Raw genomic sequence first — 24,506 nt, forward strand, 5'->3', positions numbered from 1 at the left:
CTATGAGGCAGCTCCGACGGGATTTATGCAGCGTTTCCTTAGATACAGTACGGGGCTCATGATAGGTGTCTCATTCAATCGCATTGACTCAGTGGGTTACCGGGCTTTGTCTGGTGGGTGAGCGATAAGTTCAGCGTGCCCGCTGGCGCCGTTCGAAAGAAAACAGGTCGCTCAGCGGATGCCGCTTGCCTTCGAGATGGGCTCTCAAGAGATGTGCACCTATCATGCTGTACGTAATACCATTTCCGCCATAGGCCATGGCAAAGTGCACGTTCGGCCCCAGCGCCTCATGGGTCCCGAAATAAGGCAGCCCGTCCTCGGTTTCAGCAAAGGTACCTCCCCAACTGAAGGCAGGCGTCATACGCAGAGAAGGCCATAACGAGAAGACCCTTTCGGCCAGCGATGCCGCTTTTTCAAGCACTCGGGCGTCCCTGCGTTCAGGAAGATCCTCATCATCATCCTCACCACCCACCAGCAAACGCCCATCATGGGTGGAGCGTAAATAGAGGTAGGGGCGCGCCGATTCCCAGACCATGGTATCGCGAAGCTTGCCGAGCATTCTGCATGGCAAAGGGTCGGTGACGAACGCGTAACTGCTGCGGTTGCTGGCGACCGGCTCTGGCAGCCATGTCTGGCTTTCATAACCGGCCGCAATGATCACCTGCTGACAGCCTACCAGGGCGCCGTTGCGCAAACGAACCCCCATGGTCGCCCCGCCTGCCTCCAACGACTCTACCGCGGTTCGATCGTATACGTGCCCACCTCTGGCAACGACCTCATCGAGCAGTTGGTAAGCCATGCGGTAAGGGTCCACGGTAGCCGCCAGATGCGAGAGGATACCGCCGGATGCGCTAAAGCCATACGCTTCCTGCAACTGCTCGGGCGAACACCACTGCACATCGAACCCCCACCGCTTGCGAATGGCAAACTCGTCCCGAAGAGAAGAGAGATGGCCCGCTTCACTGGCAAAATAAAGGCTCTGTTGGCGACGAAAGGCGATATCGCCCAGCTCTGCCGCACGGGCGGCCAATGCATGAACCGCCTCGGCACACCCCTGATAGGCCATGACGGCACTCGCTTCACCGTATTGCTGCGCCAGGTGATACAAGTGTGTATCGATTTCGTACTGCAACAGCGCCGTACTGGCCGCCGTGCTGCCCCACCCCACGTCACGACGCTCGAGGACGGCCACGTCATGGCCATGGCGTGTCAGCTCGTCGGCGATCAACGCCCCGGTGATACCGCCGCCGATGATGGCTATGTTTACCTGAAGATCATGGGTAAGCTGAGGATAACGGGTCAACAAGCCATTGCTGACCGTCCAGAAGGGGTAGCCACTTTTAAGATCCATTTTTTCGCCTATGCTGGGTGATCCTGTCACCCATTAACCATAGTGGTTTATCGGTGATCTGCCCGACAGCCACGCTGTGAACAAGGAGTCACGATGATCGATTTACGTAGCGATACGGTCACTCGCCCCACCTCCGCGATGCGGGCAGCCATGCTGGCAGCGCCTCTGGGCGACGATGTCTGGGGCGACGACCCGACGGTCAACGCCTTTCAAGCGACGCTTGCCGAGCGCACGGGCAAGGAGGCTGCCCTGCTGTTCCCCAGTGGCACCCAAAGCAATCTGGTGGCGCTCATGGCGCACTGCGAACGCGGCGATGAGTACATCGTGGGCCAGAATGCCCATACTTACCGCTACGAAGGCGGCGGCGCCGCCGTGTTGGGCAGCATCCAGCCACAGCCGATAGAAAACGCCGCAGACGGCAGCCTGCCACTCGACAAAATCGCTGCCGCCGTCAAAGCCGACGACGTTCACTTTGCCCGTACGCGGCTCCTGGCGCTGGAAAACACCATCGGTGGAAAAGTGCTGCCCGCCGAGTACGTTCAGCAGGCCACCGAGCTGGCGCGCGCTCACGGGCTGGCAACGCACCTGGACGGCGCTCGGCTCTTCAATGCCGCCGTCGCCACGGATACCTCACTGAAGCAGCTGTGCCAACCGTTCGACAGCGTGTCACTCTGCTTTTCGAAAGGGCTGGGCACGCCCATGGGCTCAGCGCTGGTAGGGTCACACGCGTTGATCGAGCGCGCACGGCGCTGGCGCAAGATGGTAGGCGGCGGCATGCGCCAGGCGGGCATCATCGCTGCGGCCTGCCAGCATGCCCTCGACCATCACGTGGCCGACCTGGCCCATGATCATCGCCGCGCGGCGCGTTTGGCAGAAGGGTTGGCAGCGCTGTCCGGGCTTGAGGTCACCTCTCACGCCACCAACATGGTGTTCTTGCGCGTCGATCAGGCCCACGTGGCCCCGCTGGCTGCCTGGCTGAAAGAGCACGACATTCTGATCCAGCTGCTTTACGCCACGCGACTGGTGATCCATCGCGATATCGATGACGCCGCTGTCGAGCGTGTGCTGGAGGTCATGGGGCGCTACTTCGACGCGGCGGCATCACGATAGCAGTGTCGACCCCAAGGCCAGGTGCACGGCAATCACCAGCATCATCACGCCAATGGCGCCATCGATGACGCGCCAGGCGCCGGGGCGAGAGAGCCAGGGGGAAAGCGCCGAGCCACCCCAGGCCAGCAAGCTGAACCAGAGAACCGAGGCCGTCGCGGCGCCCGCTACGAACACCCCGGCGCTCTCCTGCTGGGCCCCGACGGCAGGAATCAACAGCAGCGTATCCAGATACACTTGTGGATTGAGCACCGTGACAGCCAGGGTCGCCAACAGCACGCCGCGTAAACTGCGTGTGCGCGCGTGGTTGGCGGTCAGCCCCTCTCGGCCACTACCTGCACGCCACAAGGCCTGGGCGGCCAGCCAGCCCAGAAACAGCACCCCTACCCAGCGCAGGACTTCCATGGCATTGGGCATGGTCAGCAGAAACGCACTTACGCCAAACATGCCCGCGGTCAACAGCACTATGTCCGCACTCATGCACACACCCGCCGACCACCAGTGGTACTCCCGACGAATGGCCAACCCCAGCACATAGGCGTTCTGTGCACCAATGGCCATGATGATCCCGCCGCATACCACGAGCCCCGTTATATAGCTTTGCCACATGACCTATCCCTATCGCTGCTGCAAGAAGTGAAGCGCTACGATAGGCGGCAACGTCAATAAATAAAAATCATACTGTGAATAGGCCATTAGCTTTTCTTATAGGTGTGATGTCTCGCTTGCCACGCAGGAGCAACACCACACTGCTGATCAAGGCACCTCATGCGTGCCGGGGTCTCAAGAAAAGAGGCGACAAACCGAGTGCCCGACGGCGGGAGAGACCGTCATGGTGCTTTCATCCGCTCACTCGGGCCACCGCGTCGCGGCTGGCCGCTGCGCGCTGCTCACCGGAGAGCTCGACGAGCTGCCCGCCGCGCATTTCCAGCAGTCGGTCGGCCTGGTCGAAATAGTGGTCATCGTGGCTGATCACGACCAGCGTTTTGCCCAGCGCCCTGAGCTGCGGCAGTAGCTCGCGGTAGAAGACGCGCCGGAACTGAGGGTCCTGATCGGCGGCCCACTCATCCAACAACAATAGGTCGCGCTGCTCCGCAACGGCTAACAGCATCGCTAGGCGTTTGCGCTGACCCTGGGAGAGGTTGGCATTAGTGACGCGGTCGCCGTCGAAATCGAGCTTGTTCTGCATGGCCAAGGCGGCCAGCCACTGTTCCACCAAGGCCGGGTCGGGTGCCTCGCCCCTTGGCCCCATCAACCGGCCAAACAAGTGCAGGTCCGTGTAAATGGCCGAAAAGTGCTGTCGATAGCGTGTCCAGTCCTCGTCGCGCAGCGGCTTGCCATCGACCCGGACACAGCCACGCTGAGGGTGGTAAAGCCCGGTCAGTAGCCTCGCCAGGGTCGATTTTCCACTGCCGTTTCCGCCAATCAGGAACACTACTTCGCCACGCTTCAAGGTCAGATCGATAGGGCCAATGGCAAAGCCTGAGCGCGACTCCTCATCCGGATAGCGGTAGCAGACCTGCTCCAGGGTCAGTTCCTGCCAATCGTGGCGCAGGGCCGCGTGGTCGAAGGTTTCACTGTGTTCGGCCAGCTCCAGGCTACGGATCTTTTCAAACGCGACTCGAGCGTTGATCAGCGTCGGGAAAGCGCCTATCGCCTGTATCAGCGGCGCGCGCAGAAACAGCAGGGTCAGCGAAAAGGTGGTGGCCACCTGCACCGATGCCCAGCCAAGGCCATTGGCCAAAAAGAAGGTGATGCCAATCGCCCCTAGCATCATGATGTTGAACCAGTTCACGGCGCTGAGATGATAGGTATCGCCCAGAATGTAATGACGGCGACAATCCCTGGCGTTGGGCGTATAGACATCGCGGTACAGCCATTCGGCGCGGTCGCGGTTGAGCGCCAGCTCTTTGCGCCCCTCGATGACGGACTGGTAATCCGCATAGAGACGGTCCTGTATCTCGCGCAGTTTGGCCATGTGCCCATACACCCGCGCCACCAGACGCATGCCAATCACCACCGTCACGATCACCCACAATGCGGAGATCCCCAGCATGGCAGGCGAAAGCCACCACAGGTAAAGCGTGGCCCCCACCGTCAGCACCCCGCCTTGCACCAGCTCCGGCAAACGTATGAAGGCAACGGTGACCGAGTTCACATCGGTGGAAAGGCTCGCCAGCAGGCGCGCACTGCCGATCTGCTCGGCACGTTCGAGATGGGTATCCAGAATGCGCTTGATCAACTGCCCCCGCAGCCGGTAAACGAACTGGTGGCCCAGCGTGGTCAGCGCCAATTGCGATGCCAAGGTAATCACCAGCAGCAGCGCGATAAGCCCCAAAAACTCGGGCAGGATACGCCAGGGATCAACGAAGGAACCCAGCAGCCGCTGATTGATAAACGCGATGACGCCAATGCCCAGGCCTGCACTGGCCAGACTCAGTAGCAATACGGCGATGAACGGCCAGCGATAATCACGCCATACGATCTTCAACAGCTCCATCACCACGACTCCTGGGCTTTTTTTATATCACCACCAATAGAGAGGGCAATCACAACCGCCGCAATCCCCACATGAAGTAAGCCCCACCAATCAAGGAGGCAACAAGGCCCGCCGGTATCTCATAGGGGAAAATAATCTGGCGCCCTACCCAGTCCGCCAGCACCATCAGCAGCATGCCGATCAACGCCGCGCCCAACAGATGCTGCCCTGCCCGAGAGAAGCCGACCAGGCGCGCCATATGCGGTGCCAACAAACCAATAAACGACAGTGGCCCAACCACCAGGGTGGCGCAGGCAGTGAGTAGCGCCACCAGCAACAGCAGCGCCAGGCGGGCACGGTTAAGCGTTACTCCCAGCGCTTTGGCCGTTGCTGGGCCTAATGGCAAGATATCCAACCAGCGGGTAAAGGGCAGCGTGACCAGCGCCAGTGCCGCGGCAATCCCCCCGACCACCACCGCATGGGTGATATCCACGTAGTAGGTAGAGCCCGCCAGCCAGGCGATCACCTGCTGGCCACGCGGATCGCCCCCCGCCAGCATCACGCTGCGTACCGCATCGAACAGGGCACTGACGGCCACCCCAGTGAGCAGCAAACGCTCGGAGAGATAACCGCTCTTGCGGTTGATGCCCACGAGCACCAGCAACGTGGCGAAAGCCCCCAGTGTGCCGACCCCCATCAGCATCATGTTGGTGGGCGTGGGTAACAGAAAAATCCCCAGAATCAGCGCGATGGCACAACCACCGCTGATACCCAGCACTTCCGGGCTGGCCATGGGGTTGGCGGAAAGGCGCTGGAGTATCGTCCCGGCAATGGCCAGCATCAACCCGCTGGCAGCGGCCGCCATCACCCGCGGCAAGCGCCACTGCATCACGTTCCAGCTCTCTGGCGAGAGCAGGTACCAGCCATCGACCCCCTGGCCTAAGAGCAGCCCCAGCAGCGTGGCCGCCAAGAGTGCGAAGATCAATCCGGTGACCAAGCGTGACGGCGCAGCATGGCGGCGGGCAACGACACTCGCCCCTCTGGGCGGCTGATCGCCCTGAAGTTTCAGACGTGGAATCAGCCACATCAGTAGCGGCGCCCCCAAGGCACCGGTAATCGCCCCGGTAGGAATGAAGGCAGCCACCATGCCTCCGAACTGCTGCAGCAGCAGATCCGTGGTCGCCAGCAGCACGCCCCCCAGCAGCGTCGACCACAACACCCGCGCCCCCAATCGGCGCGCCCCGGCCATGCGCACGATATTGGGCGCCGCCAGGCCAATGAAACCAATGATGCCCACCACGCTGACGATACTGCCGGTAATGAATACCGCCAATCCCATCCCCGCAAAGCGTAGATAGGCAAGCGACACCCCCAGGCTCTTGGCGCTGGCATCGTCCAGCTCCAGCACTGCTAGCGGGCGCAGCAAGAACCAGGCAGCAATGCAGCTAATCGCCAACCGAGGCCAGAGCACGGCCACGCCGTCCCAGCCATTTTGCGCCAGCGACCCCGCCCCCCAGATCAGCAGCCCCGACAGCGCCTCGTGGTTGAACAACAGCAACGCTGTCGAGAGCGCGCCCAGGTACAAATTGACGACCAGGCCCGCCAACACCACCACGATAGGCGCCAAACCGCGTCGCCAGGAGAGCAGAAAAACCAGCCCCACGGCCAGCGCGCCGCCCAGCAGAGCCACCCATTCGCGCCCCACCACTAATAAGCCAGGAGCCATTAACGTGGCGGTCATCAACGCCAAATTAGCACCCGACGCCACGCCCAACGTTGTCGGCGACGCCAGAGGGTTGCGCAGCACCTGCTGCATGAGCACGCCTGCCAACCCCAAACCGGCCCCGGCAAGCAGCGCAATCGATAAACGCGGCCACCAGGCGTAGTGCAGCAGCAGCTCATCGACGGTGTCGAACGAGGGGGCTACCAACGCTTTCCAGCCCAGCGCGATTCCCCCCTGACTCTCCAGGCCTACCCAAAACAGCGCCATCATGGGCAGGCTAAGCAATAGGCAGGCCTTGGCAGGTGACACTCCGCCCAGGCGCCCCGCGGTACTTAACATGGCGAGGCCTCTTTGGCGGGACTCATGCCGCTCGCAACACTGGTCGTGATAGCCAACACCCTCATGGTCTTACCCTTACCTGCATGAAAACGCGTGGACGAAAATTGCTGCATAGATCATTAACAGCGACTCTAAATGATAATAATTAGCACTACAATTGACCGTTCATACACAGGAGACCTTCCGATGGCGGCTAAACCAAATTACCGGCTTTTTGATATCACCCTCGCCCGGCGCACCCAGGTCTGTGCTTCGTTAGTCCGATTCACCTTTACCGGCCCAGAAGTTGGCCGCATGGCAACCTACGCTCCTGACCAACGCGTCAAACTGTTTTTCCCCACGGGGAACGGCAGTCTCGACCCACTGTTCGAGATCGCCAGGCTGGAAGAGCACGACTGGTACGGCGCTTATCGCGCGCTGCCAGATGCCCAACGGCCCGCTGCACGCACCTACACCATCCGTGCCCTGCGACCAGAACAAGCTGAAGTGGATGTTGAGTTCGTGCTGCATGGCGACAACGGCCCTGCCTCACGCTGGGCCATGCATGCCCAGCCCGGCGACCGGCTTGCCATGACCGCCCCCGACGCCAATGCAGAAGGCCCAAAGCAGGGCTACGAATGGAAGCCGCCTCAAGGCGTACGCCGTATTTTGATCATTGCCGACGAAACCGCTCTCCCCGCTGCCGCCGGTATTCTGGAAACCCTCGATGGCCTGCCGCTCAAACCCAAGGTCGAAGCGCTGCTCGAAGTACCCCGCAGTGACGACGTTCAGCCGCTGCCTCAGGCCGCCAAGCTGCGCTGGCTGCCCCGCGACACTGAACACGGCTGCCAACACGGTGAACTACTGATGAGAGCGCTGCGCGATATCGATTTGCATAAGGAAATTCAAGCGCTGGGCGGCACTGGCATGCCCGGCGTTACCAACGACGAATACGACGATGAGGACGGTCCTCTCTGGGAACCCGCCACACTGGACGATAGCGCGCCCTTCTACGCCTGGATCGCTGCTGAAACCAAAGTCGCCATGCGGCTACGCCGCTATCTGGTGAACGAACTCGGGCTACCCAAACAGTATGTCACCAGCATGGGCTACTGGAGGCAGGGAAAGGCCAATGGTTAAAGGAATGGCTCACAACGAAGCACTGAATAACGGCGGCACGAGCGCGCCAGATCGAACACCCATTGGCTGGCGAGACAGCCCCAGCCGCTATGGGAGGGTCAGCCGTACACTTCACTGGCTGACCGCTGTGCTCGTCACGCTGCAATTTACCGTGCTGCTGGCCTGGCGGGGAACAGGCGAAAACGCTATCACGCTGTTGTTGGCGAGCATCGGGCCGCACGGCTCATTAGGCTTTATGCTACTGATCGTGACGCTGATTCGTCTTGGTTGGGCGTGGGTCAACCGTAAGCAGCGCCCTCCGCAGCCGCTCGGATGGAGTGGCCGCATAGCGCGTCTGGTACATATCACCTTTTATGCGCTCCTGCTGTGGCTACCTGCTTTCGCCATGTTGCGCCAATACGGCCGTGGCGGGGCGCTGCGTTTTTATGGCATGGAGCTACTGCCTTCCGCCGAGCGCAACATTTCCTGGATGATTGCCCCTGCCGACCTTCTGCATGGTCCGCTTTCATGGCTATTATGCGGACTCGTCGTCGGCCATATCGCGATGGCACTGATCCACCGCTACTGGCTGAAAGACAACGTATTGGCGCGAATGGTGGAGGCAAGAGACCGGTAGCAGCTGTGTCCACGCGTTCCATGTTGGCAACCATGTACAGATCATGTGTACGAAGTGCATGGGCGTGATCGTAAAATCTTTTCACCCTCCCTATTAAAATGAGAACCATTAGCACTAGAATGGCACCTTCCGGTCTATTCATCGTCAGGAGTCATTCATGTTCGAGGTCAAAGGCGCCACCTTTGAAATCAATGGTAAGCGCATTCTTGCTCCCATTGAGCACACCTTTCATGAGGGCAAGGTATACGGTCTGATAGGCCACAACGGTTCGGGCAAGTCGACACTGATCAAACTGATGGCGCAGCAGCAGCCCATCACCGAAGGCGATATTTACTTCGACCAGCGCCCCTTGAGCGCCTGGGGTAGCCGCGAATTTGCACGCCAGGTGGCCTACCTGCCGCAGCATTTGCCCAGCGCGGAAAACCTCACAGGCCGTGAGCTGGTGGCCTTTGGCCGCTACCCGTGGCACGGGCTGCTGGGGCGTCACAACCAGCAGGACAAGGAAGCCATCGAGCGTGCCATTGCCCTGACGCATACGGAAGCCTTTGCCGACCGCCTGGTAGACACGCTCTCCGGCGGCGAGCGCCAGCGCGTATGGCTCGCCATGCTGATTGCCCAAGGCAGCCGCTTTTTATTGCTGGACGAGCCACTGGCCGCCCTGGACATTGCCCACCAGGTGGAAGTGCTGGCACTGGTGCGCCAGCTGTGCGACGAGCTGAACCTGGGCGTTATCATCGTGCTCCATGATATCAACATGGCCTCGCGTTACTGCGATGACCTCATGGCGCTGCACAGCGGGCGCCTGCTGGCCCATGGCGCCCCCGAAGCACTGATGCAAAATGCCACTCTGGAAGCTATTTACGGGCTCCCCATGCAGGTGATGCCCCACCCCAATGGGGAGCACCGGATTGCCGTCGCCCAGTAGGGGCGGCCAGGCCAGTCAGCCACATTGAGTGCTGGCAAGTCCGCCGTACATTGAGGGAAGATAGGCTGGTTACCTTACCCCCAATAGAGCGGCCATGGTGGACTACAAATCTCTTCAAGCACTGGCAGCGGTCATGGAAGGCGGCGGGTTCGAGCGCGCAGGCGATCTTCTCGGCCTGTCCCAATCTGCCGTGTCACAACGCATAAAAGCGTTGGAAACCCGCCTGGGTCAACCGGTACTGATACGCCACCCTGAGCTGGCTCCTACCCCCGCAGGTCAGCGCCTGCTGACCCACTATCAGCAGGTACGGCTGCTCGAACGCGACCTCCGACAAACCCTCCCGACACTGGATCAACAAGCCTCCCGATTGAGAATCGCCGTCAATGCCGATAGCGTCGGTACCTGGTGGGCCGATGCCGTCGCTCCCATCTGCCTTGCCGAAGGTATACTGCTGGATCTGGTGATCGAAGATCAGGAAATCGGCTTGAAACGCCTGAAGGATGGCGATGTGGCGGCCTGCCTGTGTTCAACGCCCACGCCCATGGCAGGTGCGCGCTGCATCAAGGTCGGCGAGATGGTGTACCTACCGCTGGCCTCCCCAGGCTATATGGCACGTTTCTTCCCGGATGGCCCAACGGCCACGGCCTTTCAACACGCACCGGCCATCGTGTTTGGCCCACACGACCAGCTGCAGCATCGCTTTCTGGCGCAGTGTGGCTACCATGGGCATTTTCCGTACCATTTGTGCCCTTCTTCCGAAGGTTTCGTGCGGCTGGCCACGGCAGGCATGGGGTATGGCATGGTGCCCCAATTACAGGCCGCTGCTCAGCTGAACAGTGGGCAACTGGTGAGTATTGCACCAGACAGTTCGCTCTCGGTACCGCTTTACTGGCACTTCTGGCGGCACAGTGGCGACCTGCTGCATCGACTAACCGAAAGACTGAACCATTTCACGCTTTAGCACCAATCTGGCTTTACCTTCATGCCTGCAGCTTCAAAGCTGGCTACACTCACGTGTGTATCGTTGGATGATCAAACGTAGCCAACGGGGCAAAGCACTGGTCGCGACGTGACTAATTTGCTACTACTGTCATCGACACACCCAGTGACAACGTATAGCGCTCGCCCGGGCCAAGGGAACCCTACAGAGGCCTGTCGAGAAGAAAAATCAAAAAAGCGATGCTTATGGGTCCTCTCTGTTGGGTAAAGCGCCTGCTGGCCGTCCTGCTGCTGTGCCTCCTGAGCACAAGCTCGTGGGCGGTCACGGCACCGGCACTGTCTGTTTCACCGGACCAGCCGTTTTACTCGCTCAATAGCAACACTCGCTACTGGCACACACCGGAGTCGTTGACGCTGCGCGAGCTGCTGGCACTTGACCCGGCCTTCACGCCGGTATCGCAAACGTCTGACCTGCATTTTGGCTATACCGCCGAAGAGACCTGGCTAACCACTCGCCTACATAACGCCTCACCGCATCCGGTCCAATGGCTACTCAAATTCGAGTATCCGTTCATCGACAGGATTACGCTCTATACGCTGCGCGACCAGTTCAGCGAAGTACAGCTTGGGGGCAGCACTCTGCCCGTGGATGAGCGTGCCCTGGCCCATCGGCAGATCGTCTTTCCCATCCAGCTGGAAGGAGGAGAAAGCGTCACGCTGTACCTGCAAGCCAATACCTCCGGCAGCAAGTTCTTGAGCTACAGCCTGATGACCCCTGATGCGTTCCATGCGCAGAACGATCGTTACAACTTCTGGCTGGCCACCTACTTTGGCATGCTGCTCGCCTTGGGGCTTTACAACTTTTTGCTGTTCTTTGGCCTGAAGGAACGGGTCTTTTTACACTACGCCCTGTTTGCATTCGGCTTCACGCTGGCCATTCTGACCTTCAACGGCCTTGGCACACTGATGTTCTGGAGTTTTCTGGCCGAACAGACACCGCGACTGGTGGCCATTGGTTTTACCTTCGCGTCCGCCATGGCGACCCTGTTCGCCCAGAGCTTCTTGAACACGGCGCACTATACCCCTCGATGGCATCGCGTCATTTCACTGTTTCGGGTCTACTGCTGGTTGGCCTTGGCAGCGTCACTGGTGTTACCCATCCCACTGGCTTTGGTATTGACTGATGTCACGGGCCTGAGCGCCTCGCTGTTGCTATTGGTATGCGGGCTGTACGGCAGTTGGCGGCGTGTGCCCAGTGCCCGTCTCTTCGTGTTGGCGTGGAGCATTTTTCTGCTGGGTGCGGCGGTGTTTGCACTACGCAACATGGGCGTTCTGCCCGCCAACTTCATTACTTTGCACGGCATTCAAATCGGCTCGGCACTGGAAATGCTGCTGCTATCGTTTGCCCTGGCCGCCCGCTTCAACAAGCTCAAACGCCAGAAGGAGCAGGCACAGGCCGATACGGTGGCCATGCTCAAAAAGCAGGAGGCCATCCTGGAAGCCAAAGTAGCCTTACGCACTCAGGCGCTGGAACAGCTTGCCAACCATGACATGCTGACGGGCCTATTGAACCGCAACGGACTGACACGCTGCGCAGCGGCTGCCTTTAATCAGAGCTATCGCACCCACGAGCCAGTGGCACTGATCATGTGCGATCTCGACCGGTTCAAGCCCATCAATGACCAGTACGGCCACGATGCCGGGGATTTCGTGCTGCAACAGGTGGCCAAGCGGCTCGCCCATGCAGCGCGACTGGGCGACCACTGCGCTCGGTTCGGGGGCGATGAGTTCATCGTCCTGCTGAAAAGTGTCCAGCAACCGGACATCCTGGACAGCGTATGCCAACGCATCGAGCACTCCATCCGCTCCCCCATCAAACTGCCTTGTGGGGTCAGCGTCTGCGTCGGCATCAGCCTTGGCGTTAGCGGGCTGCATTGCTATCAGCGCAGCGACGAACAGGGCCACGACGCGCTGCTGGAGCGCATGATTCACGAGGCCGACCAGCATATTGCCAAGGCACGCACTGACGCTGCCGCTTATCGCTACTCTGCCAGAGGTTAGCCACGCTCAGGCAAACATCAATAACCCCGCGCATACCGCCGCCCCACCGGCGAAGGGTAAAAAACGGCTGTGACGATCTTCCGGCAGCTCCTCTTTCAGCACATTCAACACCAGCCCCCCCGCCACGAAGGCGTACAGCAGGCTGATCAGGGCATCCGTGAGCTGAATGGCATGGCCAATCAGCCAACCCGCGAACACCGCCGCCGCCAATACCCACCGGCCCTTCATCAGGTAGCGCTGACGATGGTGCTGAACCAGCCCGTGGTCGTTGACCAGAAAGTGAAACCCCATGGCCAGGAAGAAGAACAGGGCTTCCGGCAGCTGGTTGTCGCGGTACACCAGCAGATAACCGATCAACAGGTTATAGAGCGCAAAGGAGCCAATATGGATCCAGAACACGCCCCGCAGCTTGCCCAGCGATACCCGTTTCTGAGGCATGTCTCGATGGGAGTAGACCTTGGCCAACTGTTCCAGCCCATAGAACACGCCCAGCCCCACCAGGGCCGTCAGGTAGGCATTGTGCTCGAGAATGAACAGCGGCCCATGCTCGGTGATGGTGTCGTGAGCGTCACTCAAGGCGGGAAAGATATGGATAAAGACATAGCCTACCGACACACCGCCCGCAAACGAGAGCCAGGCGCTGCGCGGCAGGGCATTGAGCCGCTGCAGCTTGCCAGCGTATAGATGGATGGCCGCCAATCCCAGGGCGAAAGCAAGCTGCTGGGCCATGGTGATCACACTCCTTGTGACGCGGTGAGAACTCGTTTAGTCGAATAGACTCATGCGCTTCATCACGTTGTCGCGCTTGATACGCCAGTGGAACAGCGCCCCGGCTACGTGCAGCGTAATCAGCACTACCAGCGCCCAGCCCACCCGCTCGTGCCACATGAACAGCGTTTGCGAGAGCGCTTCGTGGCGCCCCAGAAGGCCCGGCAAGTGCCAGTGGAAAAACTCCACAGGAAAGCCGCCCGTGGCCGTGGCAGCCCAGCCCAGCAGCGGCATGACGACCAGCGCCGCATACAGCAGATGATGTACGCTGGTACTCACTAAACGCTCGAAAGTCGTCAGCGGCGGGTCATGGTCGGGCACGACGAATGCCAGTCGCGTTACGATACGCAGTGTCATCAGCAGCAGGACGGCCACGCCTAGCGTCTTGTGGCTGGTATACAGCAGGTTGGTCAGCGTATTGCCCAGTAGGCCCAGCGTTCGCTCGTAGCCCAGAAAGCCCAGCGTCAGCCCGGTGGCCAGTCCCAGCAGAACGGCCCCCGCCACCAGCCAATGCAGCACACGGTGGGGGTAGATATAGTGATCAAGCTCGTGCATTCATGACTCCCTGCCCCGTCTCATCGTTATCATCAGCCTGCCACCTTCGCGGCACGACGTTAAATTACTATAGTCATGGAATAGCGTACTGCATGAAATAGCCTACCGCCTGTTTCTCACGTCAAATCAACCCTCACTGGGCACGGCCAGCTGTTCTCGAATCAGCTCTGCCAACCGCCGGGCAGGCTCGGTGGGCCGGTGCGGCGCTCGGTGCAGCGCCAGTTCGATCATCGGCAAGGCGGGCAGCCCGCTGCTTTCATCCAGCGGGCGCAGCGAGGGCGTCAGCATGCTGCGGGTGACCACCACCACGGCAAGCCCGGCGGTGACGATGGGCGCCAGCCCGGCCATGGACTGGCTGGTATACGCCACACGCCAGTGGCGCCCTGCGGCCTGAAGCGCCTGTTCCGCCACCTCCCTGAACACATCGGCCCCCGGGGTATAAAGTGCCAAAGGTACCGGGTCGCTGAGCAGCGGTTGTTGATTCACCCCCACGGCCCATACCAGCGGCTCTCGGCGAATGACTTCCCCACCCGGCGAATGGCGCTGGCGCGTCACCAGCGCCAAGTCCAGCTCCGCCGTTTTCACCTGCTCCACCAGGTGGGCGCTGGTACCACACTGCACGGTCAGCCCCACGGCGGGATAGAGCTGGTGGAAATAGGCGAATACCGACGGCAGCAACGACGCATAATCCTCGGGAATCCCCAGCGTCAAATCGCCCGTCACCTGACGGGCCTGCATGTCGCTCCACGCCTCGTCATTGACGGTCAACAAGTGCCGTGCATGGGCCAGCAGACGCTCTCCTTCCGCCGTAAAGCGCAGCCGCCGCCCATCACGCTCATGCAGGCGCATCTCCAGCTGGGCCTCAAGACGCTGCAACTGCATGCTGACCGTCGACTGAGTGTAGGCGAGCCGCGTCGCCGCCGCGGTGACGCTTCCGGTGTCGGCAATGGCCACCAGCGTTCGCAGTAGCGTCAGGTCAAATGTGGGCGCACGCATACATCACCATCCTTGATGAAAACCATCACAAAAGATCGTTATCTTGATGAATGAGCCATGAGTATGCTGCGCACAAGAGGTCAATTTCAAGGTTCAAGGAGACGCGTGATGCAGCCCCTTCACTCCCCGGTCGTGGTTTCCCCCAAATACAGTGTTGCCGCCGCGCTGGTGGCCGTCGCGCTATGGAGCATCGCCCCGTTACTGGCGGAACTAGCGCGCACGGTCGCTCCGCTGCAGCTCACCGCTCTGACCCTGCTGGCAGGTGCGCTAGCCACCCTGCCCTTGAGCCGTAAGGTGCCGCTGAGCCACTGCCCGCGGCGCTGGCAGGCCGGTATCTGGCTGGGCGTTCCACTGCTGATCGTCGGGGCGGTAAGTAGTTACTTCATCGGCATGCGTTGGGCACCAGCGGCAGAAGCCGCCTTGATTACCTATACCTGGCCGGTGCTGTTCGTCCTGTTGAGCCAGTGGTACCGCACGGGCCGCTTGACGTTGGCCAGCGTATCGGGAGCGCTGATCGCCTTCATGGGGGCCGCGCTACTGCTGGTGCCACAAGCACTGGGTAGCGGTGTTGGCGGGGCCGCATCGGGCTACGCCCTGGCCCTACTGGCTGCCTGCTGCTGGGCACTCTACTCCTGGACAGGCCAGGCAGCGCCGGTCTCGCTGACGCCGCTACTGCCCCGCCTGTTGTTGATTGCCTGCGCCATGACCTTCGCCGCCAGCATGCTGCTGGAAGGCAGCACGGCGCTGCCCCAGCAAGAAGCGCTGCTTGCGGGTATTGCCCTGGGCCTCGGGCCTTACGGCATCGCCATGGTGGCCTGGGATAGAGCGCTGCGCTTCGGCCATGCCAGCCTGGTGGGCAGCCTGGCCTATGGGGTACCCATTCTGGCGGCCCTGTTACTGGTCATGGCTGGCGTCAGCGTGTTGGACTGGCGGCTGCCCAGCGCCGCCCTACTGGTGGTGGTCGGCTGTTTGAAAGCAGGCCGCTAGTAGCCCTTACTCTGCACCGATAAAACGCGGCTTGGCCACGCCGTCGAGGGCTTCAACGGGGATCGTCAAGGTGGGCTGACCTACGGCGTAAGGTGCGATGTCGTATACGTTGTACTTTACCTCCCATGCCTCCTCCAGCGGGGCAATGTTGCGACTGGGGGATAGCGGCCAGTTCGCCAGGAACTGTTCATCCTGCCCCATCTCGCTTGCCCAGCGCTGGTGAGCCTCGGTCAGCAACCTATCGAAGGCTGCCTCCTGCCCATCCAGCAGCATATCCTCGGCTTCGACCACTGCTCGGCGGCGCTCATCGATCACCATGAACGCCGTCATGGGCAATCCATGGGCTTGCCCGGCATGGTAGACATAGCTGTTCAGCTCCAACACCAGCAGGTCGTCGTGATGGGCATGAACCGTGGCTTCGAGCATGGCCTCACTGGTCATTTCCGGGGGCGTCAAGCGGTTGCCCTCTTCGGCCAGTTCGAAAAAGTGCTGGGCATACGCCTCCCAGGATGCAGCAGGCTCGGCCTGTTCTTCGGTAATCCCCATGCCCAGCGTCAGCAGACGCTCCTGCAACTGCTGCGTCAGTGCTTCATCCTGGGGGAACTCCAGTGCTGAAATACGCACCGTCGAGCAGCGCTCTCCCTCACAGCCGGGCGCCAAGAACTGCTGCTCTACGGCCAGCGTGGCCAGGGCCAGCGGCTCCTCCTGTTCATGGGAGGGCGATGAGGTGTGGCAGCCACTTAGCCAGACACTGCCCGCGATCACCGCGCCCGCGCTCATTACCGTTGTCAGACGTACCATATCAACCTCCTTGTGAATGCGATGCTGTTCATGTCAGCACAAAAATGCCCCTGCACAGAGCAGAGGCATAATCATTGCGTTACCTACTGGCCCACTTATGTATCAGGCTGCATTTCCGTAGGCTCTGCGCTTACCTCCAGCTCGAACATGCCGCTGCCACTGGCGCTGAAACCACGCGCGCTCACGGTGTAAGTCCCCGGTAGCAGTGCCTGCTCCAGCAGGGCGTTGGTTCCCTGACCGCCGTCGTCGTCACTGTAGGAGACGCCTTCGCCATACAGTTCGAGATAGGTATCGAAGTCAGTGGAGTTCATTGCCAGCGTAACCCGCGAACTCTCCGTCAAGGTTAGCTGATAGGTCAACGGTTCGCCGCTGTACCAACCATTGATGGTTTCATCGGGAGTCAATTCGCCTTCGTTGCGCAGCTCTACGTCTTCAGGCAGCTCACGTGACGCCACGGAGAGGGTGAACAGGCCGCTGTCGGTACCGTACGCCGTGCGGGCCGTGATCTGGTAGTTGCCGGGCGCAAGGAAATCGGCAATACGGGCGTCCAGATTACCGGCACTGTCGTCATCTTCGCGGTAATAGCCGCTGTCGCCTTCCAGCACCAGGTACGCATCCACATCGCTGGAATTCATCTCGATCTGGTACATGCCCGCTTCTTCGATCTCCAGCTCGTAGCTCAAGGGCTGCCCGCTGAACCAGCCATTCAACGACTCACCTGGCTGAATGGCACCGTCATTGCGCAGCTCGCCCTCGCCTGGCAGCTCACGCGGTTCTGCGACCAGCGTGAACAGGCCACTGCCATTACCAAAGGCGCTTCTTGCGGTCACGGTGTAATCACCCGGCTCCAGAAAATCGGCAATACGGGCATTCAGGTTACCGGCGCTGTCATCGTCTTCCCGGTAATAGCCGTTGGGGCCACGTAGCTCCAGGTAAGCATCGAACTCATCGGCACGCATCTCGATCTGGTACATGCCTGCTTCTTCGATGGTCAAGGTTACTTCGCGGGGGGTGCTTTCCAGCCAGCTATCCATGGGCGTACCCACGGCCAGCGTGTCAGAATCGCTCAGCTCGATGGTGCGGGCCTCGACGCTGTAAGGGCCATAGCTCTGGGCATCGGCACCGCTAACCACCACCATGTAGTCGCCGCTCTCTTTCACCCGATAGCGTACGGTATCGGCACTGGACAGCAGCTCCAACTGATCATCGTACAGCGCCACGATGCCCTGCAAAGCGCCGCGCAGCGACACTTCCACTAGGGTATCTTCATCCAGTTGGATGACGTAGCGGGCAAAGCGGCTACCGTCATTGCCATTCAGCTCATTGGCGGAGGTAATTTCGCCTCGGCCACGCTCGCCAAGCGTCAGGATCTCCAGCCCGTCGAAGACGCTGCCTGAATCACTGGCCGCCTCATCCGACACTTCCACTGTGTCCGGCGTGGCGGGCGCTTGAGAAAAAGATTGTGCTGCGAAGTACCCCACGGCAACGCCGCCGACAGCAACCAGCAGCAGGGTAAGAGAAGAGGACTTGGCCATAGGTGCATCCTTGATCGTAGGCAAAAACGCCGATATAGCGAAACCAGATTATAAGGCGGTTCATCGATATAAAGGGAACTTTTCCACAAAAATAACGCGCTTTCCCGGGCGGTGCTCCATGGCACACCACCCCGGTTAACTTACTGAAACACAAAGGCATAATGATTCGTTACAAAAAGCGCAATTATGGAGCTATCTGCGTCGATCTTCTTAAAGCTTGCCGACGCTCCATGCGCGGGCTACTATCAGCAGGCCAATTTGGCGCCTCATCGATAAAAGCGGAGTCCGCGACACGAACCTCTGAGGTACTCCAATGGGAGCCCTAAAACACCTGGTACGAACGACTTGCCTGGCCACACTGCTGGTATTTTCTACCGCTCACCAAGCAGTTGCCAGTCAATCAGCAGTAAACCCGAAGCTCGAAGAAGGCGTTGCCTCTTTCTATAGTGATCGCTTTCAGGGTGCCATCACCGCTAGCGGTGAAACCTTTGATCAGCAAGCTCTCACGGCGGCTCACCCAAGCCTCCCGTTTGGCACCAAAGTGCTGGTCACTCGCCCCGACACAGGGCAGGAAGTAGAAGTGATGATCAATGATCGTGGTCCCTTCGTTCAAGGGCGTGTCATCGATCTTTCAAAGCGAGCGGCGCGCGCACTAGGCATGGTACGCCGAGGCACCGCCCCAGTGATGATCACTCTGGTAGATTAACGGATAACACACCCGCGAGCGTGTGCTACCCCTTAAGCGATCCTGCTAACTAAAAGCGGCCCTCTCGGGGGCCGCTTTTTTATAGCGTAATGAACCTGAAAGCAGGCTAATGGTCTTTATGAGGCAAGGATTACCGCGTTCCCTGACAGCAGGAGGCTATGATGATTTCTCGTTTCTATACGCTCACGACCTACCCCGAAGGTTTACCCGACCTCTCTACGTTCGCGCTGGAAAGTGCCGAGCTGCCGGAACTGGAAGAGGGCGAGGTTCGCATCCAGAATCGCTGGCTCTCGGTAGACCCTTACATGCGCGGCAGAATGACGGGCATGCGCACTTACATTGCCCCTTTCGAGCTGGGCAAGCCCATGGAAGGCGGCGCCATTGGTGACGTCATCGCGTCAAGGCATCCCGATATCAAGGAAGGCCAGCGCGTCAGCCACATGGGCGGCTGGCGAGACATTGCCCAACTGCCGGGCGAAAGCGTCACCCCGCTGCCGGAAGGCGACGCCCCCGAGCAGGCTTACCTCGGCGTGCTGGGCATGCCGGGCATGACCGCCTGGACAGGCCTGAACCTGATTGCCGAATGCAAACCCAGCGATAACGTGCTGGTCAGTGCCGCCAGCGGTGCCGTGGGGTCACTGGCGGTACAGCTGGCCAAGGCCAAAGGCTGCCATGTGGTGGGCATTGCCGGGGCAGCCCATAAGCTGGCCTGGCTGGAGTCCATCGGCGTCGAGCCAGTCACCTACCAGGACCGCACTGCGCAGGAGCTCAGCGACGCCATCAAGCTTGCCAGCCCGAACGGCATCGACGTCTATTTCGAAAACGTGGGGGGCATCTGCCTGGAAGCCGCGTTGGCTCAGCTCAACGAAGGGGCGCGTATCGCCGTTTGCGGCATGATCGAAGGCTACAATGCCGAGACACCTGCGCCAGGCCCCCGCAACCTGTCACAACTGGTGGTCCGCAAGGCCAGGATGCAAGGTTTCATCGTGGCAGATCACTGGGCCAGCTATCGCTACTTCCTGAATGAAGTGACGCCCCAGGTGGCCGATGGTCGCATCGTCTATCAGGAGACCATCAAGGAAGGCCTGGAAAGTACCCCGGAGGCGTTTCTGGCGCTCTTCTCAGGCGCCAATACGGGCAAGATGCTGGTGAAGCTGTAACTCACCAGGCATTCTCTACCACCCCCTCTTATGCTCAAGGGGCAGCCCAGGCTGCCCTTTGCCGTTTCCAAGGCTTTAAAAGCTCAGCTCGACGCCCCCATAAACACTGCGCCCGGGCGCAGGCTCGTAAAAGCGTCCAAAGGTGCCGTTGATGCGCACGTTGTCGTTGTACTCCTCGTCGAACAGGTTACGCAGCCCCAGATAAGCGCTCAGCCGCGTATCACCACTGAGCTGCCACTCATCGCCTACACGCAGGTTGACCAGCCAATAGCTGTCGACCTGCGTGGCGTTGGCGTTGTCGGCCATCAGGCTGCCGATATATTCAGTTTCCAGCGTGGCAAAACGCGCCTGCTGCTGCCAGGTCAACTGGTTGATCCAGGTCTGCTCGGGCAAGCCGGGGAGCCGATTGCCATCAAGGTTCGCCCCTGAGTCGTCAAAGTTATCGAACTCGTAGCGCGCCAGCGTTAAGGCACTGTTCACCCGCCATGCATCGGCCAGCTGCCAGCCCAGCGCCAACTCTATTCCGTCACGCCGGGTATCACTGGCGTTCTCGTAGAAGGTGCGCCCTCCTTCATCGAAAGGCACCAGCTCATCGCGCACCCGCACGGAAAACAGCGCCAGATCATAATCCATAGCCAGCGGCTCGACATACCCGCGCAGCCCGACTTCCCGATTCCAGGCTTTTTGCGGTTCGATGGCTGGGTTGAAGCCCCCGCCCACGGGGTTGGCGAATTCGGCAAAGGTCGGGGTCTCGAACGCGGTGCCGGTATTCAAATAGAGTTGATGCTGAGGCAGGTAACGATAGCTCAACCCCGCCGAGCCGCTCCATTCGCTGAAAGAGCGACGGCCACTCTGGTCGCCATCTGCCAGAAAGTCATCGTCTACCCTGAGCGCCACGTGGTCGAAGCGCGCGCCCAGCGAAAACGTCACCTGCTCGGAAAGCGCCAGGTCCCCCTGAGCAAAGACGCCGCTGGAGGTGGCGCGCTGGGTTTCGTCAGCCGAGGTCTCCCCCACCGCGCCCAGGGCATTGACCCGATTGCGATAGCGGTCATCCTGCTGGCGTGCAAGGTCGACGCCGACCACGTAATCGAGGGGCAGCTCGCCCAGCATGGCCGCCTGGTGATACTCGGCGCTGGCCCCCATGTAATCACGGCGATAGCCCAAACGGCTGTCACCGACAAACGGCAGCTGCTGTTCGAAATCACGACGAGCCACAAAGCCGCGCAGGTACAAGGCGCCGTCCCCCAGCGCCAGGTCTTCGTATTGCAGCCCCAGCACCTGCTGTTCGGCCTGCTGCCGGGCATCCAGCGCCAGGGCGTTGGGCGCAGCCTGATCGCGCCCCTGCGCAACCTCAGTGGCCGTCAGGGCACCCGGGTCTTCCGAGCGCGGGTTATCCAGCACGTTGATAATGGCCGTCAGTGCCCGTTCACTGCCCAACTCACGGCGCAGCTTGGCATTCAGCAGGTACTTTTCCGTGGCGCTCTGTTCGCGATAACCATCCACGTTGAGAGCCGTCAAGCTGACATGATGCGACCAATCCCCCTGCGCGCCACCGTGCTGCAGCGCCACTTTCTGATAGCCATGGCTGCCCGCCCCCAGGCGGATGCGTGTGCCAGGGTTGTCGCGCCCATCGGCCGTGGTCACGTCGATCACGCCCCCGGCAGCATTACCGTAGAGCACCGATGAGGGGCCGCGAATCACCTCGATCCGTTCGGCGCTGTCCAGATCGATGGCATCCAGCTGCGCTTGACCATCCGGCAGGGTATACGGAATGCCATCCACCATCACCGTAATCCCCCGTACGCCAAACGGCGCCCGGGCACCAAAACCACGAATGGCGATACGCTGGCCCTGGGCAAAATTATCGCGGTTCTGCAGCGATACCCCGGGCACCCTGTTCAGCGACTCATCCAGCCGCACCCGCTGCTGCCCCTGCTGGATCTCCTGAGCGTCGAGGGTCGAAACAGCCGCTGGCGTGGCATAGAGTTCACGGGCCAAACGGGGAGCGCTGACCTCCACGGCAGGCAGCACGGTAGTGGCCTCGGGCGCAGTTTGCGCCGCCGCCGGGGTCATCACCACCGACCCCAACAACAGCGCCAGCGGTGTATGTGAAAACGGTAATTGAAAACGATGCATGGATTCCCTTCCCAATGATTGGCGCTCAGCCTAAGCTGAACGATAGTGTAAGTGGTTGGTCTTGTAGGTTAGCTAAAAAAGCAAAGGAGGCTTTATGGCGTTGACAGCGACAGACCCGATCAAGATGATTTTTGCGGTGATCTTCCCCCCTCTTGGGGTGTTTCTCGAAGTCGGGCTAAAAGGACATTTCTGGCTCAATATCCTGCTGACCCTGTTTGGTTTCATACCGGGCATCCTTCATGCGTTCTATGTCATCTTGAAACACTAGGGTCATCTTGAAGCACTAGGGTCATTTTGAAGCACTAGGCCTCTCGTATCCACTCGGTTTAGCAAACGCCGTTTTGCCTCGCGCACAGCGGCGTTTCTCCACCCGCCCTATCCCTGCCGGGCTGTGTATCTATCAGAGTACCCTCATCCTCCTGACATGCGCACTTGCCGGAGCATCAATGAACCGTATCAACCCCAACAAGCTACACCACAGCAAATGGACAGCCGCCACGCCCCGCAACAAGGAAAAACATTTCATCGTGACCCAACTGCTGCGCGACGAGGAAGAGCAGGTGGTCGATGTCGTGCTGGAAGCCGTGCTTTCCCACCGTGAAACCACGCTGCCCTGGTAGGCGCTCAAGGATGACCAGACGTGGAAAATGGGCTGGAAATAGCGCTTCCCATGGCAATACTCAAAAAATAATCACGAAAGGCTTTGACCCGGCAGCGCAAGCATGACACTGTAGCGTCAGTTGGTTAGTAAGCAAGCAGCATGGTTTCAGTTGCGTACGATCTTTTTCGTTAGCCTGAATATTGTATTCCTTGTTTCACCCGCTACTTCATCTGGGTCATACCAGGAATTTTATTAAGGCGCATCAGCGCAAAGGATCTACACAATGGCAACTGGCACAGTTAAATGGTTTAACGACACCAAAGGCTTCGGTTTCATCGCTCCTTCTGACGGTGGCGACGATCTGTTTGCACACTTCTCCGAAATCCAGTCTGACGGCTTCAAAACCCTGCAAGAAGGCGCTAACGTCTCTTTCGACGTTACCCAGGGTAAAAAAGGCCTGCAGGCTTCTAACATCAAGCAAATCTCCTAAGTCTTCGGACTTGAGCATTTGCTGGAACCCACGCCTCGTGTGATGGGTTCCACCAGAAAGGCCCGCTTCGGCGGGCCTTTTTGCGTTTGAGCGTCATCTGCGAACTACACTCGCTCCCAGACGATGAGCCGTGCATCCACGGTCAACGACAGCGCCTCCAGATTCGCCGCTCGCTCGCGGCCTTCGGCACTGGCGCGGTAAAGGTGAGGCGTCATGGCCAGCAAATCGCCAATCGACTCGGCCCCCTTCAAAGTGACCACATAGCGCAGCTCATGCGCTGAATGCGCCACAAAGCCTGCGGGCACCTCGGGGGGCTTGTCACGGGCGGGCTTCAGGGTCGGGTAGATGACCTCGCGCAGCTCTCGCAAATGCTCAGGCCCCGCTTCCACCTGCAGCAGCTGCCCACCCGGCTTGAGTACCCGCGCAAACTCCGCATGCACCGGAAAACCGAACAGGCACAGCACGCTGTCCAGCGTGGCCGACTGTACCGGCAGCTGCGCATTGCTGCCCACCACCCAGCGGCACGTCTCGGCCCCCTGTTTGGCAGCCGCCAGCACCGCCCACTTGGAAATATCCAACCCCATCAGCGCCAGCGACTGTTCGGCTGGCCACCGCCCCGCCAGCTCACGCAGGTAGTACCCCTCGCCACACCCCGCATCCAGGCAGTGATACGCCTCCTGCCCATGCGCATGGCGCTGGAGGATCTCGCTCACCGACTCGGCAATCGGCCGATAATGCCCCGCCGCCAGAAAACGCTGGCGGGCAGCCACCATGGGCTTGCTATCGCCAGGGTCCGTCGAGCGCTTCTGCTGCACCGGCAGCAGGTTCACATACCCCTGTCTGGCCACATCGAAAGCGTGACGAGCGACACATCGCCACGTATTGCCTTCCAGATAGAGCGGTTCGCCATCGAGCGGGCAGGCCAACGCCTGAAAGGGGGTGCTATTCATCAATGGGGATTCTCTTGGCAGCCTTGTCGAGCGTATGCGCAAGCACGCTATACTGCATCACCCTGCAAGACGATCAGTTTCAAAACCGACCACGATACCGGAAAGCCCGCACAACACAATGCGCGCAGGTGTATCAGGCATCCGGCAAACAAGGCGAGACAC

23 protein-coding genes are annotated in these 24,506 nt (G+C 60.2%); 12 read left to right on the forward strand and 11 right to left on the reverse strand.

All coding sequences use genetic code 11. From position 1 onward, the window contains the following. Positions 1–130 precede the first annotated feature (130 nt). On the reverse strand, positions 131–1,351 hold the full coding sequence (locus B7L71_RS10495) for an NAD(P)/FAD-dependent oxidoreductase (protein ID WP_081137792.1): 1,221 nt from the start codon (positions 1,349–1,351) through the stop codon (positions 131–133). Positions 1,352–1,444: 93 nt separating this feature from the next. Between B7L71_RS10495 and ltaE the strand changes: the two genes are divergently transcribed. Continuing rightward, positions 1,445–2,461, forward strand: coding sequence for a low-specificity L-threonine aldolase (ltaE, locus tag B7L71_RS10500; protein WP_081137794.1), 1,017 nt, complete (start codon positions 1,445–1,447; stop codon positions 2,459–2,461). On the opposite strand, the gene B7L71_RS10505 is transcribed toward ltaE, so the two are convergent. The 3 genes from B7L71_RS10505 to fhuB form a co-directional block, all read right to left on the reverse strand. Next, positions 2,453–3,067, reverse strand: coding sequence for a LysE/ArgO family amino acid transporter (locus B7L71_RS10505; protein ID WP_016914741.1), 615 nt, complete (start codon positions 3,065–3,067; stop codon positions 2,453–2,455). The genes ltaE and B7L71_RS10505 overlap by 9 nt on opposite strands. Before the next feature lie 232 nt (positions 3,068–3,299). After that, a complete protein-coding gene (locus B7L71_RS10510; protein WP_081137796.1) occupies positions 3,300–4,958 on the reverse strand; it encodes a multidrug ABC transporter permease/ATP-binding protein in 1,659 nt (552 codons plus the stop codon). A 49-nt stretch (positions 4,959–5,007) separates the two neighbouring features. Beyond that, positions 5,008–6,999 carry a Fe(3+)-hydroxamate ABC transporter permease FhuB gene (fhuB, locus tag B7L71_RS10515; RefSeq protein WP_081137798.1) on the reverse strand — a complete coding sequence of 664 codons (1,992 nt, stop codon included), beginning with the start codon at positions 6,997–6,999 and terminating at the stop codon, positions 5,008–5,010. Positions 7,000–7,185: 186 nt separating this feature from the next. Between fhuB and B7L71_RS10520 the strand changes: the two genes are divergently transcribed. From B7L71_RS10520 to B7L71_RS10540, 5 genes are all read left to right on the forward strand, one after another. Then, the gene (locus tag B7L71_RS10520; protein ID WP_081137800.1) at positions 7,186–8,118 is read left to right on the forward strand and encodes a siderophore-interacting protein; all 933 of its coding nucleotides are present in this window, start codon (positions 7,186–7,188) and stop codon (positions 8,116–8,118) included. A 4-nt stretch (positions 8,119–8,122) separates the two neighbouring features. Further along, positions 8,123–8,734 (forward strand): cytochrome b, encoded by a 612-nt coding sequence (locus B7L71_RS10525; RefSeq protein ID WP_249273230.1) that lies wholly within the window; start codon positions 8,123–8,125, stop codon positions 8,732–8,734. A 157-nt stretch (positions 8,735–8,891) separates the two neighbouring features. After that, positions 8,892–9,659: an ATP-binding cassette domain-containing protein gene (locus B7L71_RS10530; RefSeq protein ID WP_081137804.1), complete on the forward strand. Its 768-nt coding sequence runs from the start codon at positions 8,892–8,894 to the stop codon at positions 9,657–9,659. A gap of 94 nt (positions 9,660–9,753) precedes the next feature. Beyond that, a complete protein-coding gene (locus tag B7L71_RS10535; protein ID WP_081137806.1) occupies positions 9,754–10,620 on the forward strand; it encodes a LysR family transcriptional regulator ArgP in 867 nt (288 codons plus the stop codon). A 224-nt stretch (positions 10,621–10,844) separates the two neighbouring features. After that, positions 10,845–12,659, forward strand: coding sequence for a diguanylate cyclase (locus B7L71_RS10540; protein ID WP_081137808.1), 1,815 nt, complete (start codon positions 10,845–10,847; stop codon positions 12,657–12,659). Between the two features lie 6 nt (positions 12,660–12,665). Here the strand turns inward: B7L71_RS10540 and B7L71_RS10545 are convergent, their stop codons facing one another. From B7L71_RS10545 to B7L71_RS10555, 3 genes are all read right to left on the reverse strand, one after another. Then, on the reverse strand, positions 12,666–13,388 hold the full coding sequence (locus B7L71_RS10545; RefSeq protein ID WP_016914749.1) for a membrane protein: 723 nt from the start codon (positions 13,386–13,388) through the stop codon (positions 12,666–12,668). 36 nt (positions 13,389–13,424) lie between these two features. Then, positions 13,425–13,982 (reverse strand): cytochrome b, encoded by a 558-nt coding sequence (locus B7L71_RS10550; RefSeq protein WP_081137810.1) that lies wholly within the window; start codon positions 13,980–13,982, stop codon positions 13,425–13,427. Between the two features lie 126 nt (positions 13,983–14,108). Beyond that, complete coding sequence (locus tag B7L71_RS10555) at positions 14,109–14,978, reverse strand: LysR substrate-binding domain-containing protein (protein WP_016914751.1); 870 nt, start codon at positions 14,976–14,978, stop codon at positions 14,109–14,111. Positions 14,979–15,086: 108 nt separating this feature from the next. Between B7L71_RS10555 and B7L71_RS10560 the strand changes: the two genes are divergently transcribed. Continuing rightward, positions 15,087–15,965 carry a DMT family transporter gene (locus B7L71_RS10560; protein ID WP_016914752.1) on the forward strand — a complete coding sequence of 293 codons (879 nt, stop codon included), beginning with the start codon at positions 15,087–15,089 and terminating at the stop codon, positions 15,963–15,965. Positions 15,966–15,971: 6 nt separating this feature from the next. Here the strand turns inward: B7L71_RS10560 and B7L71_RS10565 are convergent, their stop codons facing one another. Continuing rightward, positions 15,972–16,766 (reverse strand): RsiV family protein, encoded by a 795-nt coding sequence (locus B7L71_RS10565; RefSeq protein WP_249273231.1) that lies wholly within the window; start codon positions 16,764–16,766, stop codon positions 15,972–15,974. Between the two features lie 95 nt (positions 16,767–16,861). After that, a complete protein-coding gene (locus tag B7L71_RS10570; protein WP_081137814.1) occupies positions 16,862–18,301 on the reverse strand; it encodes a hypothetical protein in 1,440 nt (479 codons plus the stop codon). Positions 18,302–18,614: 313 nt separating this feature from the next. Between B7L71_RS10570 and B7L71_RS10575 the strand changes: the two genes are divergently transcribed. Together B7L71_RS10575 and B7L71_RS10580 are read left to right on the forward strand one after the other, a co-directional pair. After that, positions 18,615–19,007 (forward strand): septal ring lytic transglycosylase RlpA family protein, encoded by a 393-nt coding sequence (locus B7L71_RS10575; protein WP_081137818.1) that lies wholly within the window; start codon positions 18,615–18,617, stop codon positions 19,005–19,007. Positions 19,008–19,168: 161 nt separating this feature from the next. Next, complete coding sequence (locus tag B7L71_RS10580; protein ID WP_081137820.1) at positions 19,169–20,167, forward strand: NADP-dependent oxidoreductase; 999 nt, start codon at positions 19,169–19,171, stop codon at positions 20,165–20,167. Between the two features lie 75 nt (positions 20,168–20,242). Here the strand turns inward: B7L71_RS10580 and B7L71_RS10585 are convergent, their stop codons facing one another. After that, entirely contained in the window at positions 20,243–22,240 is a 1,998-nt protein-coding gene (locus B7L71_RS10585; RefSeq protein ID WP_139790121.1) for a TonB-dependent receptor, read from the reverse strand. 157 nt (positions 22,241–22,397) lie between these two features. Here B7L71_RS10585 and B7L71_RS10590 point away from each other — a divergent pair, with 157 nt between their 5' ends. The 3 genes from B7L71_RS10590 to B7L71_RS10600 all read left to right on the forward strand — a co-directional run bounded on the left by B7L71_RS10590 (position 22,398) and on the right by B7L71_RS10600 (position 23,394). Continuing rightward, the gene (locus B7L71_RS10590; protein WP_016914759.1) at positions 22,398–22,571 is read left to right on the forward strand and encodes a YqaE/Pmp3 family membrane protein; all 174 of its coding nucleotides are present in this window, start codon (positions 22,398–22,400) and stop codon (positions 22,569–22,571) included. 178 nt (positions 22,572–22,749) lie between these two features. After that, positions 22,750–22,923 carry a TIGR02450 family Trp-rich protein gene (locus B7L71_RS10595; protein ID WP_081137824.1) on the forward strand — a complete coding sequence of 58 codons (174 nt, stop codon included), beginning with the start codon at positions 22,750–22,752 and terminating at the stop codon, positions 22,921–22,923. A 264-nt stretch (positions 22,924–23,187) separates the two neighbouring features. Then, a complete protein-coding gene (locus tag B7L71_RS10600; RefSeq protein WP_009095703.1) occupies positions 23,188–23,394 on the forward strand; it encodes a cold-shock protein in 207 nt (68 codons plus the stop codon). Positions 23,395–23,498: 104 nt separating this feature from the next. Here B7L71_RS10600 and B7L71_RS10605 read toward each other — a convergent pair whose 3' ends face one another. Beyond that, a complete protein-coding gene (locus B7L71_RS10605; protein ID WP_081137826.1) occupies positions 23,499–24,344 on the reverse strand; it encodes a putative RNA methyltransferase in 846 nt (281 codons plus the stop codon). Between the last annotated feature and the right edge of the window lie 162 nt (positions 24,345–24,506).

Source organism: Halomonas sp. BC2 (assembly GCF_002078115.1).
GTDB lineage: Bacteria > Pseudomonadota > Gammaproteobacteria > Pseudomonadales > Halomonadaceae > Vreelandella > Vreelandella stevensii.